General features: G+C 67.8%; 16 protein-coding genes. 12 read left to right on the top strand and 4 right to left on the bottom strand.

Annotation, left to right across the window (positions count from 1 at the left end):
• The first annotated feature begins 155 nt into the window (after positions 1 to 155).
• Together QF031_RS12880 and QF031_RS12875 are read left to right on the top strand one after the other, a co-directional pair.
• On the top strand, positions 156 to 596 hold the full coding sequence (locus QF031_RS12880; RefSeq protein WP_307428622.1) for a hypothetical protein: 441 nt from the start codon (positions 156 to 158) through the stop codon (positions 594 to 596).
• Positions 597 to 711: 115 nt separating this feature from the next.
• Positions 712 to 843 (top strand): hypothetical protein, encoded by a 132-nt coding sequence (locus QF031_RS12875; RefSeq protein WP_307428619.1) that lies wholly within the window; start codon positions 712 to 714, stop codon positions 841 to 843.
• A 252-nt stretch (positions 844 to 1095) separates the two neighbouring features.
• On the opposite strand, the gene QF031_RS12870 is transcribed toward QF031_RS12875, so the two are convergent.
• The 3 genes from QF031_RS12870 to moaA form a co-directional block, all read right to left on the bottom strand.
• Positions 1096 to 2598, bottom strand: a complete 1503-nt coding sequence (locus QF031_RS12870) for an HNH endonuclease signature motif containing protein (RefSeq protein ID WP_307428607.1) — start codon at positions 2596 to 2598, stop codon at positions 1096 to 1098.
• A 98-nt stretch (positions 2599 to 2696) separates the two neighbouring features.
• Entirely contained in the window at positions 2697 to 2963 is a 267-nt protein-coding gene (locus QF031_RS12865) for a MoaD/ThiS family protein (RefSeq protein ID WP_307428603.1), read from the bottom strand.
• Between the two features lie 5 nt (positions 2964 to 2968).
• Positions 2969 to 4096 carry a GTP 3',8-cyclase MoaA gene (moaA, locus tag QF031_RS12860; RefSeq protein ID WP_307428600.1) on the bottom strand — a complete coding sequence of 376 codons (1128 nt, stop codon included), beginning with the start codon at positions 4094 to 4096 and terminating at the stop codon, positions 2969 to 2971.
• Between the two features lie 274 nt (positions 4097 to 4370).
• Here moaA and QF031_RS12855 point away from each other — a divergent pair, with 274 nt between their 5' ends.
• The 9 genes from QF031_RS12855 to QF031_RS12815 all read left to right on the top strand — a co-directional run bounded on the left by QF031_RS12855 (position 4371) and on the right by QF031_RS12815 (position 11397).
• Complete coding sequence (locus tag QF031_RS12855) at positions 4371 to 5852, top strand: molybdopterin-dependent oxidoreductase (protein ID WP_307433334.1); 1482 nt, start codon at positions 4371 to 4373, stop codon at positions 5850 to 5852.
• A gap of 23 nt (positions 5853 to 5875) precedes the next feature.
• On the top strand, positions 5876 to 7120 hold the full coding sequence (locus tag QF031_RS12850; protein WP_307428596.1) for a molybdopterin molybdotransferase MoeA: 1245 nt from the start codon (positions 5876 to 5878) through the stop codon (positions 7118 to 7120).
• Positions 7108 to 7599, top strand: coding sequence for a cyclic pyranopterin monophosphate synthase MoaC (gene moaC, locus QF031_RS12845; RefSeq protein ID WP_307428593.1), 492 nt, complete (start codon positions 7108 to 7110; stop codon positions 7597 to 7599). Before QF031_RS12850 ends, moaC begins: the two co-directional genes overlap by 13 nt.
• Positions 7596 to 8120, top strand: coding sequence for a MogA/MoaB family molybdenum cofactor biosynthesis protein (locus QF031_RS12840; RefSeq protein ID WP_307428590.1), 525 nt, complete (start codon positions 7596 to 7598; stop codon positions 8118 to 8120). Before moaC ends, QF031_RS12840 begins: the two co-directional genes overlap by 4 nt.
• Positions 8110 to 8574, top strand: a complete 465-nt coding sequence (locus tag QF031_RS12835; RefSeq protein ID WP_307428588.1) for a molybdenum cofactor biosynthesis protein MoaE — start codon at positions 8110 to 8112, stop codon at positions 8572 to 8574. Before QF031_RS12840 ends, QF031_RS12835 begins: the two co-directional genes overlap by 11 nt.
• A gap of 69 nt (positions 8575 to 8643) precedes the next feature.
• On the top strand, positions 8644 to 9414 hold the full coding sequence (gene dapB / locus QF031_RS12830) for a 4-hydroxy-tetrahydrodipicolinate reductase (protein WP_307428584.1): 771 nt from the start codon (positions 8644 to 8646) through the stop codon (positions 9412 to 9414).
• Positions 9415 to 9417: 3 nt separating this feature from the next.
• Positions 9418 to 9891 carry a hypothetical protein gene (locus QF031_RS12825; RefSeq protein ID WP_307428581.1) on the top strand — a complete coding sequence of 158 codons (474 nt, stop codon included), beginning with the start codon at positions 9418 to 9420 and terminating at the stop codon, positions 9889 to 9891.
• A gap of 239 nt (positions 9892 to 10130) precedes the next feature.
• Positions 10131 to 10289 carry a hypothetical protein gene (locus QF031_RS12820; protein WP_307428578.1) on the top strand — a complete coding sequence of 53 codons (159 nt, stop codon included), beginning with the start codon at positions 10131 to 10133 and terminating at the stop codon, positions 10287 to 10289.
• 130 nt (positions 10290 to 10419) lie between these two features.
• Positions 10420 to 11397: a TM2 domain-containing protein gene (locus QF031_RS12815; RefSeq protein WP_307428575.1), complete on the top strand. Its 978-nt coding sequence runs from the start codon at positions 10420 to 10422 to the stop codon at positions 11395 to 11397.
• Between the two features lie 154 nt (positions 11398 to 11551).
• Here the strand turns inward: QF031_RS12815 and QF031_RS12810 are convergent, their stop codons facing one another.
• Positions 11552 to 12787 (bottom strand): heparan-alpha-glucosaminide N-acetyltransferase domain-containing protein, encoded by a 1236-nt coding sequence (locus tag QF031_RS12810; protein WP_307428572.1) that lies wholly within the window; start codon positions 12785 to 12787, stop codon positions 11552 to 11554.
• 122 nt (positions 12788 to 12909) lie between these two features.
• On the opposite strand from QF031_RS12810, the gene QF031_RS12805 reads away from it, so the two are divergent.
• On the top strand, positions 12910 to 13374 hold the full coding sequence (locus tag QF031_RS12805; protein ID WP_307428569.1) for a hypothetical protein: 465 nt from the start codon (positions 12910 to 12912) through the stop codon (positions 13372 to 13374).
• The last annotated feature ends 12 nt before the right edge of the window (positions 13375 to 13386 follow it).

The raw sequence follows: 13386 nt of genomic DNA, 5'->3' as shown, positions 1-13386 counted from the left end.
CGCTGCCGGCGCTTAGCCTTCAGCACGCCACCCAGGGCGAGCCCGTACGCAGCCCGGTGTGGCGGGAAGTATTAAGGCGGTACGACGTTCGGGACGTGCTGTCAGTCGTCTTTGCAGACAAGTACGGGTGCTGAGCCTGGCTTGATCTCTGGCGGATGGGGGATGGGGCGGTCGACTTCACCCAGGATGAGTCCAATTGCCTTGGCGAGGTGGCAGCGGAATTGACCCCCGGGTTGCGGCGCTCCGTTGCCGCGCAGTTCCGGACTGGACCAGGTCCGGGCGCCGGCTACCCGGCGGGCGCCGGACAATACGACCTGCCGGAACAGGCCGTCCTGACACTGGACGGGAATCTGTCAGTAGTGGGCAAAACCGCGTCCGTCGCCGGGTGGCTGCGGTTGCTGCAGCCCGGGCCGTATCCGCACGAACACGTGCCTGCTGAGGTGCTGAATGTGGCCGCCCAGTTGCTCGCCCGGGAGGCCGGAGTAGATGAGCATGAAGCGGAATCCGGGTACATATCGGCAGAGGACGCTGGGCCTTCCTCCGAGCCACCCGATTGGACCCCGGGCAGCAGGATGGTGCCCCACCGCTGGCCGTGACCATACAGGCCTGTCCTCCTTCGGACCGGTGGATCAGTTTGCCAGGTCGTATGGTCTGACGCTCCGGCAGCGGGAGTTGCTGCAATTCGCCGCCGCCGGAGCGGACACGGGAACGATGGCGGCCGCACAAGGGGTGACCATCTACACCGTGCAGGACCAGTTCAAGCAGGTCTTCCAGGTCTGCGAAGTCCACAGCCGCCCGTCCCTGCTCGCCCTTGCCTTGGGAACAAGCACGGGCGCCGGATGAAAAGACACGGCTGTAACTCCCAGGCCGTGGGCTACGTCCGAAGCGGGGTGACGGACATGCCCTGCAACTGATCCGGTGGTGGGGCGAATGGCAAAGCGTAGAAGTCTTCCCACAGTGGATCTGACGCGCATGGTCCCGTCGGGTCGATCAAGTACTCGCTGGGGGGTTCTTCGGGTGGTGGGTCGGGCCAGGTGGGCATGTCTGCGAGCAGTTGCTGCCACTGCCCGTCCTCATCGTCAGATTCCGTGGCCTTCAGTTGAGCCGCGGTACCGGAGGAGGCGGCTGTGTTTGGTGGCACGCCGGCGTCAGGGCCGGTAGTACCCGGTGAAGCCGTCGCCTCATTGGCGCCCGCAACAGCTTCCACTGGAAGGATGCGTGGTGGCCAGTGTGTTGGTTCCGGGTCGGGTTGTTCGGGTTTGTAGTGGCGGCCGGTTGGTGAGGTCCAGCCGGGCGGGTCTTTCTGGGTGGCTGGGTCTGGTGTCCATTGGCTGGGTGTTTGAGTCTGTGGTGCTTGGGGCACAGTTGGGCCAGGTTGCTGATCCCTGTGGTTCCTCCGTGTTTCCAGGCGGTGAGGTGGTCGGTTTCGTTGTCGGGGGTCTTGTTGGTGCAGCCGGGGAAGGTGCATTTGCCGTCACGCATCCTGATCCAGCGTTTGATGGTTTCGGTGAGCCGGTAGTTCTTCCGCCCGATTTCCAGTGGCGCCCCGTCCCGGGGATCAACAAGCACCCGGTAGAACGAGTCCGCCCCGTCCGCGACGAGCTTCCGGGCCATGGCCGCCGGGATCGGTCCGAAACCATCCAGGATCGCGGGCTCGTCGGTGACGCCGAAGAGGGCGAACACGGGAACCATCACCAGGACGTCGGCCCGCGGGGTGGGGACTTCGCCGAGTTCAGTGGCATTTCCGGCGCCGAGGAGCAGGGATGCTGCGATGTCGGGGCGGAGTTGGGTGAGGGTGCGGGGCTCGTGGGGGCCTTGGAGTCCGCGGGCGGTTGCGGTGGCGCGGTTCCAGATGGCGCACGCGGTGTCTCCGGGGAGGTAGAGCGAGACCCAGGCCATGCCGTCCTTGTCGGGGGTGTATTCCATCCGCCGGTCCGCCACGCCCTTGGCGTGCCGCTTCTCGAGGGTTTCGGGGTGGTGGCGTTCGCGCCAGGCACGGACCTTGGCCCGGAACCGGGAGGGGATGAGTTCGCCGGCTGATGCGCCGCGGGCGGGGTTGGGGGCGTCGGGGTCGAAGAAGTGCGCCACCAGCCCGGCGGCACCGGCAGCGTCAAGGCCTTCGGTCTCGTCCGCAACAATCCGGGCGTGCTGCCACGACATCGCCCCGGTGGACAGGGCCTCGAACACCGGTGGCAGGGAGCAGATCCGCCGGGACTGGTCCACGAAAGCCCCGGCCGCGGCGGAGCTGATGGTCAGGACCCCGGCGACCTCCTCAACGACGGACATTTCGGTGTAGGTGCGGTCCTGCACGGAGGCGTCCGGCGGGGTCATGGCCTGCTGGAACTGCAAGGCTTCGGTGACGTCCCGTGCCTTCACCGCCGCGAGCTGTGCCTCTAATCGGGAGATAACCTCCAGCCGTTCCAGCCGGATCTCGTACCGCCGCTCCAGCACATCAACACCGGAACCAACACCTGCCCCTGCAACGAGGAAGGAGTCCTCACGGTCCAGCGAGTCAAGGACAGCAAGGGCATCAAGGACAGCAACGCAGGCGTGAACACCCTCCGAAGCCACCACCCCAACACCGCTGCCGATTTCCATAAGAGAATCATCCAACGGGGGTCTGACAATCAAAGCCTGACTGGCGCCAGGGATACCAGGAACCCCGGCGCCAGGCGTAGCAGACCGGGTTCGCAGCCCTAGCCGCCCGCGAACGGAGGCAGCACGTCCACCACGTCGTCGGGACCAAGAACTGATGCCTGGTCCCGCACAGCCACCTCGTTGAGGAGGAAGCTGCTGCGGGAAAGAAGACGGGGCAGGGGCGGCGTCCCGGGCGGAGGCGCGGGCCGGTCAACAGCGGCCACGGCTGCCAGCAGCTCCGCTACCGTGGCGCCTTCCGGCAGGTCGAACTTCTCTTCCTCAGAACCGGCGGCAGCGCGTGCGGCAGCAAAGTAACGTACAAGCATCCCGGTCAGCCCCCGATGGCACTCATGCTGCGGTCCGGCTGGACAAAGTCCGGGGCGTCCAGTCCCACGTGGTCCATGCCGTGGGCCTTTGGCTTAATCCACATGGCGTCCTGCCATCGCTGCGCCAATTCCCCGTCGCTGGCACCTGCACGCAGCAGGCCCAGCAGGTCGAACTCCTCGCGCGAGAACAGGCAGCTCATGATCTTGCCTTCGGCGGTGATCCTGGTGCGCCGGCAGTCGGAACAGAACGGCTCGGTGACAGAAGCGATAATCCCTACGGTTCCCAGCACCGGACCCTCAGCATCCGCGGAAGCCTCCGCCCGCCGTCGTACTTCGAAGCGTTCCGCCGGGGCGCCGTCACGCTCGCGGGGATCGGGGCTGAGGACGAAGTCGCGGGACAGCAGCCCGCGGATCTCGGCGGCGGTGATCATGTTGCGGCGGGTCCAGCCGTGGTCGGCGTCGAGGGGCATCTGCTCGATGAACCGCAGCTCGTAGCCGCGCCCCAGGGCCCAGGCCAACAGTTGGGGGGACTCGGCGTCGTTGATTCCACGCATCAGGACCGCGTTCAGTTTGACCGGGCCCAGACCCGCGGCCCAGGCGGCGTCAACACCGGCCAGGACCTGGTCCAGGAAGGGGCGGCGCGTCAGCTTGGCGAACGTTTCCTCGTGCAGGGAGTCCAGCGAAACATTGATGCGCGTCAGCCCGGCATCCTTGAGCGCCGACGCCTTCTTCGCCAGGCCAACACCGTTGGTGGTCATCGAAATCGGCAAGTCCGGATGGTTGGCACGCAGCGCCGCGATGATGTCCACGAGATCGTGCCGGACCAGCGGCTCGCCGCCGGTCAGCCGCAGTTCCCGGACCCCGAGCAGCTCCACGCCGACCTTGACGATCCGCACGATCTCTTCGGCGGACATCACAGCCTGCTTGGCGAGCCATTCCAGGCCCTCCGCAGGCATGCAATAGGTGCAGCGGAGGTTGCATTTGTCTGTGAGGGACAGCCTCATGTCCGTGGCGCGGCGTCCATACCGGTCCGCCAGCCCGGCCGGTGCATCCGAGGGCCGGCGCCCGGGCACAGCCGGCAGTGCCGATGCTGCTTCCTCCGGCGGCTGGGGCATGCCTAGCTGGACACTCATAAATTCAGGCTACGCCACCTTGAGCCGCGCATCACACCGTGACCGGGGCAGAACGGCCCGGGGTGGCGGTAAACCGGGCCGCACCAGCGCCGGGAACCGCCAACGAACCTATGCTGAAGTTGTGAAGATTTCCCGGCACAGGCAAGGGACGGACGACGACGACGCCGGCCTTGGACAAGGCCCGGAAAGCCCCAGCGGGCAACAGGCAGTCCGGCACGGCCGGAGCAGTTGGGCTGCGGCCGCTGGAATAGTGGCGGCAGCAGGTGGTGTGGCAATGGGGGAGTTGCTGGCGGGGTTTGCCAGTCCCTCCCTTTCACCATTGGCCGCTGTTGGCGGAGCGGTCATCGATGCCGTTCCTCCAGGTGTCAAGGACTGGGCAGTCTCCGCTTTCGGCACGGCTGATAAGGACGCGCTCCTGGCCGGCATGGTACTGGTCATTGCGGGGCTGGCCGCACTGGCTGGAGTCCTCGAGCGCCGCCGGCGGTTCGCCGGGGCCCTGGTGATCGGCATCTTCGGACTCGCCGGAGCGGCAGCCGTCCTGACGCGTTCCCAGGTGACCCCGCTGGCCGTTGTGCTTCCGCTTCTGGCCGCGGTTGTCGCCGTCGTGCTGTTGCGGCTCCTGGTGGGGAGGCTGAAGGCGTGGGACGCCGCTGCGTCAACCCACGGCGCCGAAACGGCGGCTGCCTCCTCCCGCCGCAGTTTCCTCCAAACCCTTGGCGGCACCGGAGCGGCAGTTGCGGCAGGCGGGGTGCTGGCGGGGATCTGGCGCGGGGCCGCCACCGCAGTCAGCGAAGCCAGGGCACGCATCACCCTGCCGGCCGCCGTTTCTCCGGCGCCGCAGGTCCCTGCCGCTGCGGAGGCCGGTGTTGCGGGGGTTTCCCCGCTGGTTACGCCAAACCGGGACTTCTACCGGATCGACACGGCCCTGTCCGTCCCGGCGGTCAACCCGGATACCTGGCAACTCAAAGTTGCGGGGATGGTGGCCCGGGAGGTCCAACTCTCCTTCGCAGACCTGATGGCGAAGCCCCTGACCGAACGGCACATCACCATCGCCTGCGTCTCCAACAGCGTGGGCGGGGACCTGATCGGAAATGCCCGCTGGCTCGGCTGGCCCGTCCGCGACCTGCTGGCCATGGCTGAACCCCAGCCGGGGGCCGACATGGTCCTCTCGCGCAGCGCCGACGGCTGGACCGCCGGGACGCCGCTGGAGGCCCTCACCGACGCCAGGGACGCGCTGCTTGCCGTGGGCATGAACGGTGAACCGCTGCCGCTGGAACACGGCTTCCCGGTCCGGCTGGTTGTCCCCGGACTTTACGGCTATGTCTCGGCGACCAAGTGGCTGACGGAATTGAAGGTCACCACGTTCGCCGCCGACACCGGGTACTGGACTCCGCGGGGCTGGTCAGAGCGCGGCCCCATCAAGACGTCGTCGCGCATCGACGTACCGCGCAGCGGACGTCCGGTGGGTGCAGGAACCGTGATTTTCGCCGGCGTCGCCTGGGCCCAGCACACAGGTATCCGGAAGGTGGAACTGCGGCTCAACCGGGGGCCGTGGCGGGAAGCAGAACTGGCCCAGGGCATCTCCGTGGACACCTGGTACCAGTGGAAACTGGCCATGGACCTCTCCCCGGGACAGTATGAAGTCCAGGTCCGCGCCACCGACCTGGGCGGCCGGCCCCAGGATGAAACATCACGGCCGCCTGCGCCTGACGGAGCCACAGGATTCCACACGGTTAGAGTTGACGTGAAATCCTGACGGCCGAGACCAAAGGCGTATCCATGACCAGCACGCACGGCACCCCTGCCGGCACGGCCCACCACGCCGGCTCCGTTGCCGGGCACCTGGCCGCCGTCACGCATCTTCTCGCCCCGCTCGCAGCAGAATCGCGTGTCGAAATTGTTCCACTTTCTGAAGCCCTTGGCCGCGCATTGGTGCACGGATTCCTGGCGCCGCTCAGCCTTCCCCCTTTCGCCAATTCCCAGATGGACGGCTATGCCGTCCGTTCCGCGGACATTCCCGACGGCGGCGCGGATCTTCGCATCATGCCCCCCGTTCCCGCGGGGTCAAGCCCGCAGCCGCTCCAGCCGGGAACCGCGGCGCCCATCATGACCGGTGCCATGATCCCGGCGGGGGCTGACGCCGTCGTACCCATTGAAAAGGCCGTGCCCAGCCACTTCCTGGAGCCGGGCCAGGATGCCCGGGTGACGCTGCCCGCCACCGCGCCGGGAACCTACGTGCGGGCGGCCGGCAGCGACATCGCAATGGGGGAGCGGGCCCTGGCCGCCGGGACCTGCCTGGGGCCGGCGCAGCTGGGGCTGCTGGCTGCCCTTGGCCTGGCGGAGGTGGAGGTGTACCGGGCTGTGACCGTCCTGCTTGTCACCACGGGGGACGAAGTCGTCGCACCGGGCCGGCCGCTTCCGGAGGGCAAGATCTTCGACTCCAACGGAACCCTCCTGGAGGCGGCCATGAAGCAGGCGGGACTCAGCGTCCGGCGCGCCGGTATCTCCACCGACAACCCGGCAGAACTCCAGGCGCTGCTGCGGACTGAAAGCCCGCATGTCGACCTGATCGTCACCACGGGCGGGGTCAGCAAAGGCGCCTACGAGGTGGTGCGGCAGGCCATGGCGGACCAGCCGGTCGAGTTCCTGCACGTCGCCATGCAGCCGGGCGGCCCGCAGGGGATCGGAACATTCGACGGCGTCCCCTTCCTTGGATTTCCCGGCAATCCGGTCAGCTGCCTGGTGTCCTTCGAGATGTTCCTTCGTCCGGCCCTGTCGGCTTTGCTGGGGGCGCCGGCGCCCAGGCTGCCGCTGCGCGCCCGGCTCGCCAAGCCGCTCACGTCCCCCGGGCAGAAGCACCAGGTCCGGCGGGGGAGCCTGCAGCCGGACGGGACGGTTCGGCTTGAAGGCGGCGAAAGCTCGCACCTCATGCACGCGCTCGCGGGCTCCAACGTCCTGGTCCACGTCCCGGTGGGCGTAACGGAGCTCGCGGCCGGGGACGAGGTGGAAGTATGGATGCTGTGAATGCAGAACAGACCCCCGCGCTGACGCACCTGCGCCAGGACGGCAGCGCCCAGATGGTGGACGTTTCCGCCAAAGCCGAAACCACCCGGGAAGCCACCGCCACCGCCACGGTCCGGACCACCAGTGAAGTCATGCAGTTGCTGGGCACCGGTGGGCTCCCCAAAGGGGATGCGGTGGCCGTTGCCCGCGTCGCCGGGATCATGGCCGCCAAGAAGACCCCGGACCTGATTCCGCTCTGCCATCCGTTGCCCCTTTCCAAGGTCACGGTCGACTTCGACCTTGGTGCGGACGCCGTCACCATCCATTCCACCGTCAAGACCCGGGGTGTCACCGGGGTGGAGATGGAGGCCCTGACGGCGGCTTCCGTGGCCGCCCTGAGCGTCTACGACATGATCAAGGCAGTCGACAAGCACGCGGTGCTGACGGACATCAAGGTGCTGGCCAAGAGCGGCGGCAAGAGCGGAGACTGGGCGCTGTGACCACAACCTCCAGAGAGCCCGAACCCCACCGACACGGCGATGTGCAGGGACGGAAGGCCGGCGTCGTGATTGCCTCCACCCGCGCCGCCGCCGGCATCTACGATGACGAAACCGGTCCCGTGATCACCGACTGGCTCACCGAGCACGGCTTCGACGTGTTTCCCGCCATGGTGGTTCCCGACGGCGAGCCCGTGGGCGGTGCCGTCCGGGCGCTCCTCACCCAGCACCCCGCCGTCGTGATCACCAGCGGCGGCACCGGACTCAGCCCGGACGACCGGACGCCGGATGTCACGTTGCCGCTCCTGGACCGGGAAATCCCGGGGATCATGGAGGCCATCAGGCGGGCCGGGGCAGCCAAGACCCCGCTCGCGGCACTGAGCCGGGGCTACGCCGGCGCCGCGGGAAAGACCTTTATTGTGAACCTGCCCGGGTCACCGAAGGGTGTCATGGACGGGCTCACCGTGCTGGATCCGTTGATCGGGCATCTTTGTGACCAGCTGGAAGGCGGACATGGGCACTGAAGCATTCGAGGTAGTCAGCGCGGTCCTGAGCGCGGACCCCATCTCCGTGGACCGGGCCATCGCCGCGGTGGAAAGCGACACTGCCGGGGCGGTGGTCAGCTTCAGCGGGGTGGTCCGGAACCACGACGGCGGCAAGGCCGTCGAGCGCCTCAGCTACAGTGCGCACCCCACGGCACACCAGGTGATGGCCGACGTCGTCGCGCGCCTGGTTGCCGAACAGGACGCTGCGGGGGTGGCCGGGCCTGGCCAGCCCGTGCGCATCTGGGCAGCGCACCGGATCGGGATGCTGGAGATCGGCGACCCCGCGCTGGTGTGCGCGGTGTCCGCCGCGCACCGGGGGCAGGCGTTCGCCGTTTGCTCCGAACTCGTGGACCGCATCAAGGACCAGGTGCCCATCTGGAAGGAGCAGTTCTTTTCCGACGGCACGGTGGAGTGGGTCGGCGCCGGCGCCTGATGCCCCAAATGAGGTAACGCATCGCGGCCGGTTCCTGCACCCACCACTGGCGCCGGTAGGGTTAATGCCATGACCGAACAACACTCCGTTCCCAAGCTGGTGGCCGTCCTCGGCGCCAACGGACGCATGGGTGCCGAAGCCGTCAAGGCCCTCGACGCCGCGCCCGACCTGAAGCTCGTCGCAGCCCTGGGACGGGGTGACTCGCTGGAGCAGCTGACCACCTCAGGCGCGCAGTACCTGGTGGACCTGACGGTCCCCGAAAGCACTGAAGCGAACGTCCGGTTCGCCGTCGAGCACGGAATCCACGCCGTCGTGGGGACCACCGGCTGGGACGCTGAGCGTCTTTCCGCGCTGGAATCCCTCCTGGCGGAGCACCCTGAAACGGGCGTCCTGATCGCGCCCAACTTTGCCCTCGGCTCGGTGCTGGCCTCCGCGTTCGCCGCAAAGGCGTCCAAGTACTTCGAATCGGTGGAAATCATCGAGCTGCACCATCCGGACAAGGTGGACGCCCCGTCCGGCACCGCCGTCCGCACCGCAGAGCTGATCGCCGCGGAACGCCGCGCCGCGCAGGTGCAGCCAAGCCCGGATGCCACCACCAGTGAGCGTGCCGGCGCCCGCGGCTGCGAGGTGGACGGGGTCCGTGTGCACAGCGTGCGGCTCCGCGGGCTCGTGGCCCACCAGGAAGTGCTCCTGGGCGGTCCCGGTGAGCAGCTGACCCTTCGCCATGACTCCTTTGACCGTGCGTCCTTCATGCCGGGGGTGCTCCTGGGTGTGCGCAGCGTTGCGGACCACCCCGGCCTGACCGTCGGGCTGGACGGTTACCTGGACCTGGGGCTCTAGGCGGTGGACGGGTTCGCGGCGGGCTTCCGGAAGAACCGCACCAAGATCTGGGTGGCGGCGGTGACGCTGCTGCTGGTGTTCTACCTGGTGGTGTCCTTCCAGCGATCCCTCCTCCTCCTCGCGGACAGCAACCTGACCGCCAAGGCCATTGGTGCCGCCTACCTGGTGCTGCCCATTGTTGGCGCCTGGGCCCTGATCCGCGAGCTGATGTTCGGTGCCCGCACGGAGCAGATGGCCAAGGTCCTTGAGGCCGAAGGCGGGCTGCCGGTGGACGAGCTCCCGCGCACGCCAGGCGGCCGGATCGTCCGGGCGGCAGCAGATGCGGAATTCGAAAAGTACCGGGCCGAGGCCGAGGCCGCGCCCGGGGACTGGCGTTCCTGGTTCCGGTTGAGCTGCGCCTACGACGCTGCCGGGGACCGCAAGCGTGCCCGGGCGTCGATGCGCGACGCCGTGAAGCTTTTCACGGCCGCGTCCTAGCTGCAGGCAGGCCCTGGCTGCAGGCGCGTCCTGGTGGCCCGCTCCTGGCTGGTGCCGCATCCTTGCGGATGCGGCATCTGGCTTCCCCGTCGTGACTTGGCGCTGCATCCTCAAGGTGGCGCGCCCCGGCGGGGTTGCGCAGCCGCCAATCCACTGCGATGGGCACCTCTGCCCATCGCAGTGCCGTGGCGTCCACGATAGCTTTAGTCGGTAAACACTCTTTAGCTTCGGGGGAAAGCATGAGGTCGGCACTGTCCACGCCATCGGAGTGGTCCAGCAGCACCTCCGGCGCGGCTCCGCCCCGGTTCAACATGTACAGCCGGAACAGCCCGTACTGCCGCATCCGGCCCCGCACCGTAGGCACCGTCGCTGCGCGCGCCCGGAAGCCGGAGGCCTAATCGCTCCGTGCACCTTGAAAGCTTCACCCGCCTCCCTGGTATCCGTAACCCACCAGCCGCATGTCCATACCCGCACTCCCGCACTCCCGCACTCCCGCACTCCCGCACTCCCGCACAGAAGGACCATTCCATGAGCCACCCGAATTATCCCCACCCGCAGCAGAACGGGCCGTCGGCGCCGCCCATCCCGCCGGCACCCTCGTCTTTCGGCGCGCAGCCCTCCTTCGAAGCCGGGTACGCGGCTGGTCCCCACGGACCCCAGGGGGACTACCAGCCCGGGCCCTACGGCCAGGGCCCCTATTCCGACGCGCCGCGCAAGTCGTTCGTTACAACTTGGATCCTGTCCCTCCTGTTGGGCACCTTTGGCGCGGACCGCTTCTACCTGGGCAAAATCGGCTCCGGGATGGCAAAGCTGCTGACGGCCGGCGGTATGGGCATCTGGTCCATCGTCGACCTGATCATGACCCTGACCGGGAATACCCGGGACAGGGATGGCCGCCCGCTGGAGGGCTACCCCGAAAACAAGAAGAAGGCCTGGATCATCACCGCCGTCGTCTGGCTGGTGAGCATCATTACCGGGATCGTGATGGCCATCGTCTCCGTCGCCATGATTGCTGCTGCCGTTGATAACCGGAAGCTCCCCGCGGTGCCCGGACTTCCGACGGCCTCCCAAACCGCGCCTGCCCCGTCCGGCGGAAGCACTGCCGGCGGGAGCACAGCAGGAGTCAACTCCACGGTGGCCACCGTCTCAGAGGGCAACACCGTGAAGATCGCCGTCCTGGACTCCATCTACACGGCCAAGATTCCCAACATGGACTACATCGAGCCGAAGAACGGCGGTTTCCTCGCCGTTGAAGTTTCCTGGGAGACGATGACCGGCACCAGCTTCTCCAGCCCCTCCAACTTCACGGTTCTGGATGCCGACGGCAAAGAGGGCGAACTGGTTTACCTGGACGAGAAGCTGGGGCCCCTGCCTACTGACGAGGTAGGTGCCGGGGATGCCCGCAAGGGGATTATCGCGTTCGATGTGAACAACGGTCCGGTCCAGGTGGTGGTTTTCGATGACTATGGCGAGAAAGCGGCGACCTTCAACGTCACTGCCCAGTAGCGGGCAAGTTCCCCGCAAGCCGGCAAACGCCTGATCGGTGTTCAGGAGGGAACCCGCGGCACCGTTCCGGGGTGGCCGCGGGTTCCCTGCCTTTAGGCCCACCGGCCGGCAGGCGGCCGGTTCTCTCAGTGCTGCAGGTCAGCAAAGCTTCGGGTCAGCGGAGCGCCTTGAAGCCGCCCCGGCCCACCCGGCTCGCCGCGTGACCCAACCATTCCAAGGGACCCCGCCATCCCAGCACGGCAAACCCCATGCCAACCAGGATGGCGGCTGCGGCGTGGGCAAAGTACATCCCGTCCTCGGTCCAGCCAGCCGGCAGGGGTTTCAGGTAGAAGCCGGAGATGACCCAGACGTGCACCGTGTACAGGGTCAGCGTCATGGCGCCGGCTCCCCGCAGCGGCAGCAGCAGGTCCAGGTCGATCCATTCGGCGAGCCGTCCCAGGAGCAGGCACGCCCCAATGACCGCCGCTGCAACAGCCGAGGTGTGCAGCAGGTCAAGAGGGGTGCCGGAATGCGGTGCGGCCGACGCGAGCCACCACCACGAGCCCTCCTGCGGCAGCCCCGCCAGATTGACCTGCAGCACGCTGCCCAACGGATACCCCGGCGAGTTGAGGGCCTTCTCCAGCGCCGCCAGGCCGCCCCAATCCTCCATGGCGGCCACGCCAAGGGTCTTGGCAACCACGGCTGTCACGGTTCCGCCCACCAACAGCAGGACGGGGACCAGTGCCTTGGTGAGGACCAGGCGGCCGATGGCAAGTCCCACCAGCAGGTAGGACAGCCACTGAACCACCGGGTAGTACCCGGTGAAAAACACGTCCGCGAGCAGCGAGGAAGGCGTTCCCAGGTCCTCCCAGTTTGGGTTGTGGCCCAGCCGCAGGGGCGGCTCGGGGGCAAGGAGCCAGGGCCGCAGCAGGTACGCCAGCACCGGCGACGCCAGGATCCAGCCGGCGGCCCACGCCCAGAGGCGTTTCACATCCAGCCCCAGGAACGGCAGGACGCACAGGAACAGCAGGGCGTAGTGGACCAGGATGATGGCCACGTTCACTTCCAGGCCGCCCAGGGTAAGTCCGACGGCGGCAATCACCAGCGCGCGCAGCGCCACCCCCCGCCGGGCAGCGGAAAGTTCGGCACCCTCCAGGGGCTTGTCCTTGCCGGTGGAGAGGGCCAGTCCCACGCCCGCCAGGACGGCGAAGAGTGCAGCGGCCCGCCCGGAGAAGGTGAGGCCAATCCACGTCGGGGTCAGGGTGGCACTGGATTCGAACGTCGGCAGCAGGTGCGTGGCCATCATGCCCAGCAGTGCCAGGCCGCGGGCGGCATCGATGCCCCGGAGGCGCCCCGCTTGTTGCCGGCCTTGGGTCTTCCGGGACCGGGTGGCCGGGGTTCGGGACGTCATGACCAGATCGTCTCACACGCGGCGGCGGGGCTGCTGTCAGGAAGGGAACGGCAGCGAAGTGGTATGCCGCGCTGGCCCGGCGGGACCTTGTATTCGAATATGTGTTCGAATAGCATGGCTGCATGAAGACGCCATCCTCAGGAGTACCTTCCGCCGTTCCCGGCCCCCAGGAGTCACAGCACCAGGGGAACCTGCAGTCGGTAAATCCGCACGCCCGGAAGATGCCGGCAGGATTTGCCGCAGCCGGGCTGCCGGCCGAGGACCCGGGTGCCGGGGGCGGCCTGCTGAAGGCAATGAGCCCCGGGGTGGTGGACTACCTTTTCCGCCAACTCGTCTCCGGGCGGCCCGCCGAGGATGTGCAGTGGGAACGCGAGGGCGTCAGCCTCGCTGCGCAGCCTGAAGGGGCGGAGTTGGCCCGCCGCCTGGCGGAAACAGACCTCGAGGCCCTGACTCCCACCGAGCTGTTCCACTACGTGCGCGCAGCCCAGCGGCTCGTGTCCTGGGCTGAGGACCTCCGGCAGGCCGCCGTCGGGCGTTACTGCCATGCCGGAACAAATGCACCCGGGCCCGGACACCACGGTATTTGACGCTCGTCACGT

This window comes from Pseudarthrobacter defluvii (assembly GCF_030816725.1).
Classification (GTDB): domain Bacteria; phylum Actinomycetota; class Actinomycetes; order Actinomycetales; family Micrococcaceae; genus Arthrobacter; species Arthrobacter defluvii_A.
Note: the sequence above shows the minus strand (reverse complement) of the source record. Positions and strands in the feature narration are given on the sequence as shown.

Bases quoted from the DNA above. Each gene is read 5' to 3' on its own strand.
- QF031_RS12880 (WP_307428622.1), top strand. From the start codon at position 156: ATGGGGGATGGGGCGGTCGACTTCACCCAGGATGAGTCCAATTGCCTT.
- QF031_RS12875 (WP_307428619.1), top strand. From the start codon at position 712: ATGGCGGCCGCACAAGGGGTGACCATCTACACCGTGCAGGACCAGTTC.
- QF031_RS12870 (WP_307428607.1), bottom strand. From the start codon at position 2,598: ATGGAAATCGGCAGCGGTGTTGGGGTGGTGGCTTCGGAGGGTGTTCAC.
- QF031_RS12865 (WP_307428603.1), bottom strand. From the start codon at position 2,963: ATGCTTGTACGTTACTTTGCTGCCGCACGCGCTGCCGCCGGTTCTGAG.
- moaA (WP_307428600.1), bottom strand. From the start codon at position 4,096: ATGAGTGTCCAGCTAGGCATGCCCCAGCCGCCGGAGGAAGCAGCATCG.
- QF031_RS12855 (WP_307433334.1), top strand. From the start codon at position 4,371: ATGGGGGAGTTGCTGGCGGGGTTTGCCAGTCCCTCCCTTTCACCATTG.
- QF031_RS12850 (WP_307428596.1), top strand. From the start codon at position 5,876: ATGACCAGCACGCACGGCACCCCTGCCGGCACGGCCCACCACGCCGGC.
- moaC (WP_307428593.1), top strand. From the start codon at position 7,108: ATGGATGCTGTGAATGCAGAACAGACCCCCGCGCTGACGCACCTGCGC.
- QF031_RS12835 (WP_307428588.1), top strand. From the start codon at position 8,110: ATGGGCACTGAAGCATTCGAGGTAGTCAGCGCGGTCCTGAGCGCGGAC.
- dapB (WP_307428584.1), top strand. From the start codon at position 8,644: ATGACCGAACAACACTCCGTTCCCAAGCTGGTGGCCGTCCTCGGCGCC.
- QF031_RS12820 (WP_307428578.1), top strand. From the start codon at position 10,131: ATGAGGTCGGCACTGTCCACGCCATCGGAGTGGTCCAGCAGCACCTCC.
- QF031_RS12815 (WP_307428575.1), top strand. From the start codon at position 10,420: ATGAGCCACCCGAATTATCCCCACCCGCAGCAGAACGGGCCGTCGGCG.
- QF031_RS12810 (WP_307428572.1), bottom strand. From the start codon at position 12,787: ATGACGTCCCGAACCCCGGCCACCCGGTCCCGGAAGACCCAAGGCCGG.
- QF031_RS12805 (WP_307428569.1), top strand. From the start codon at position 12,910: ATGAAGACGCCATCCTCAGGAGTACCTTCCGCCGTTCCCGGCCCCCAG.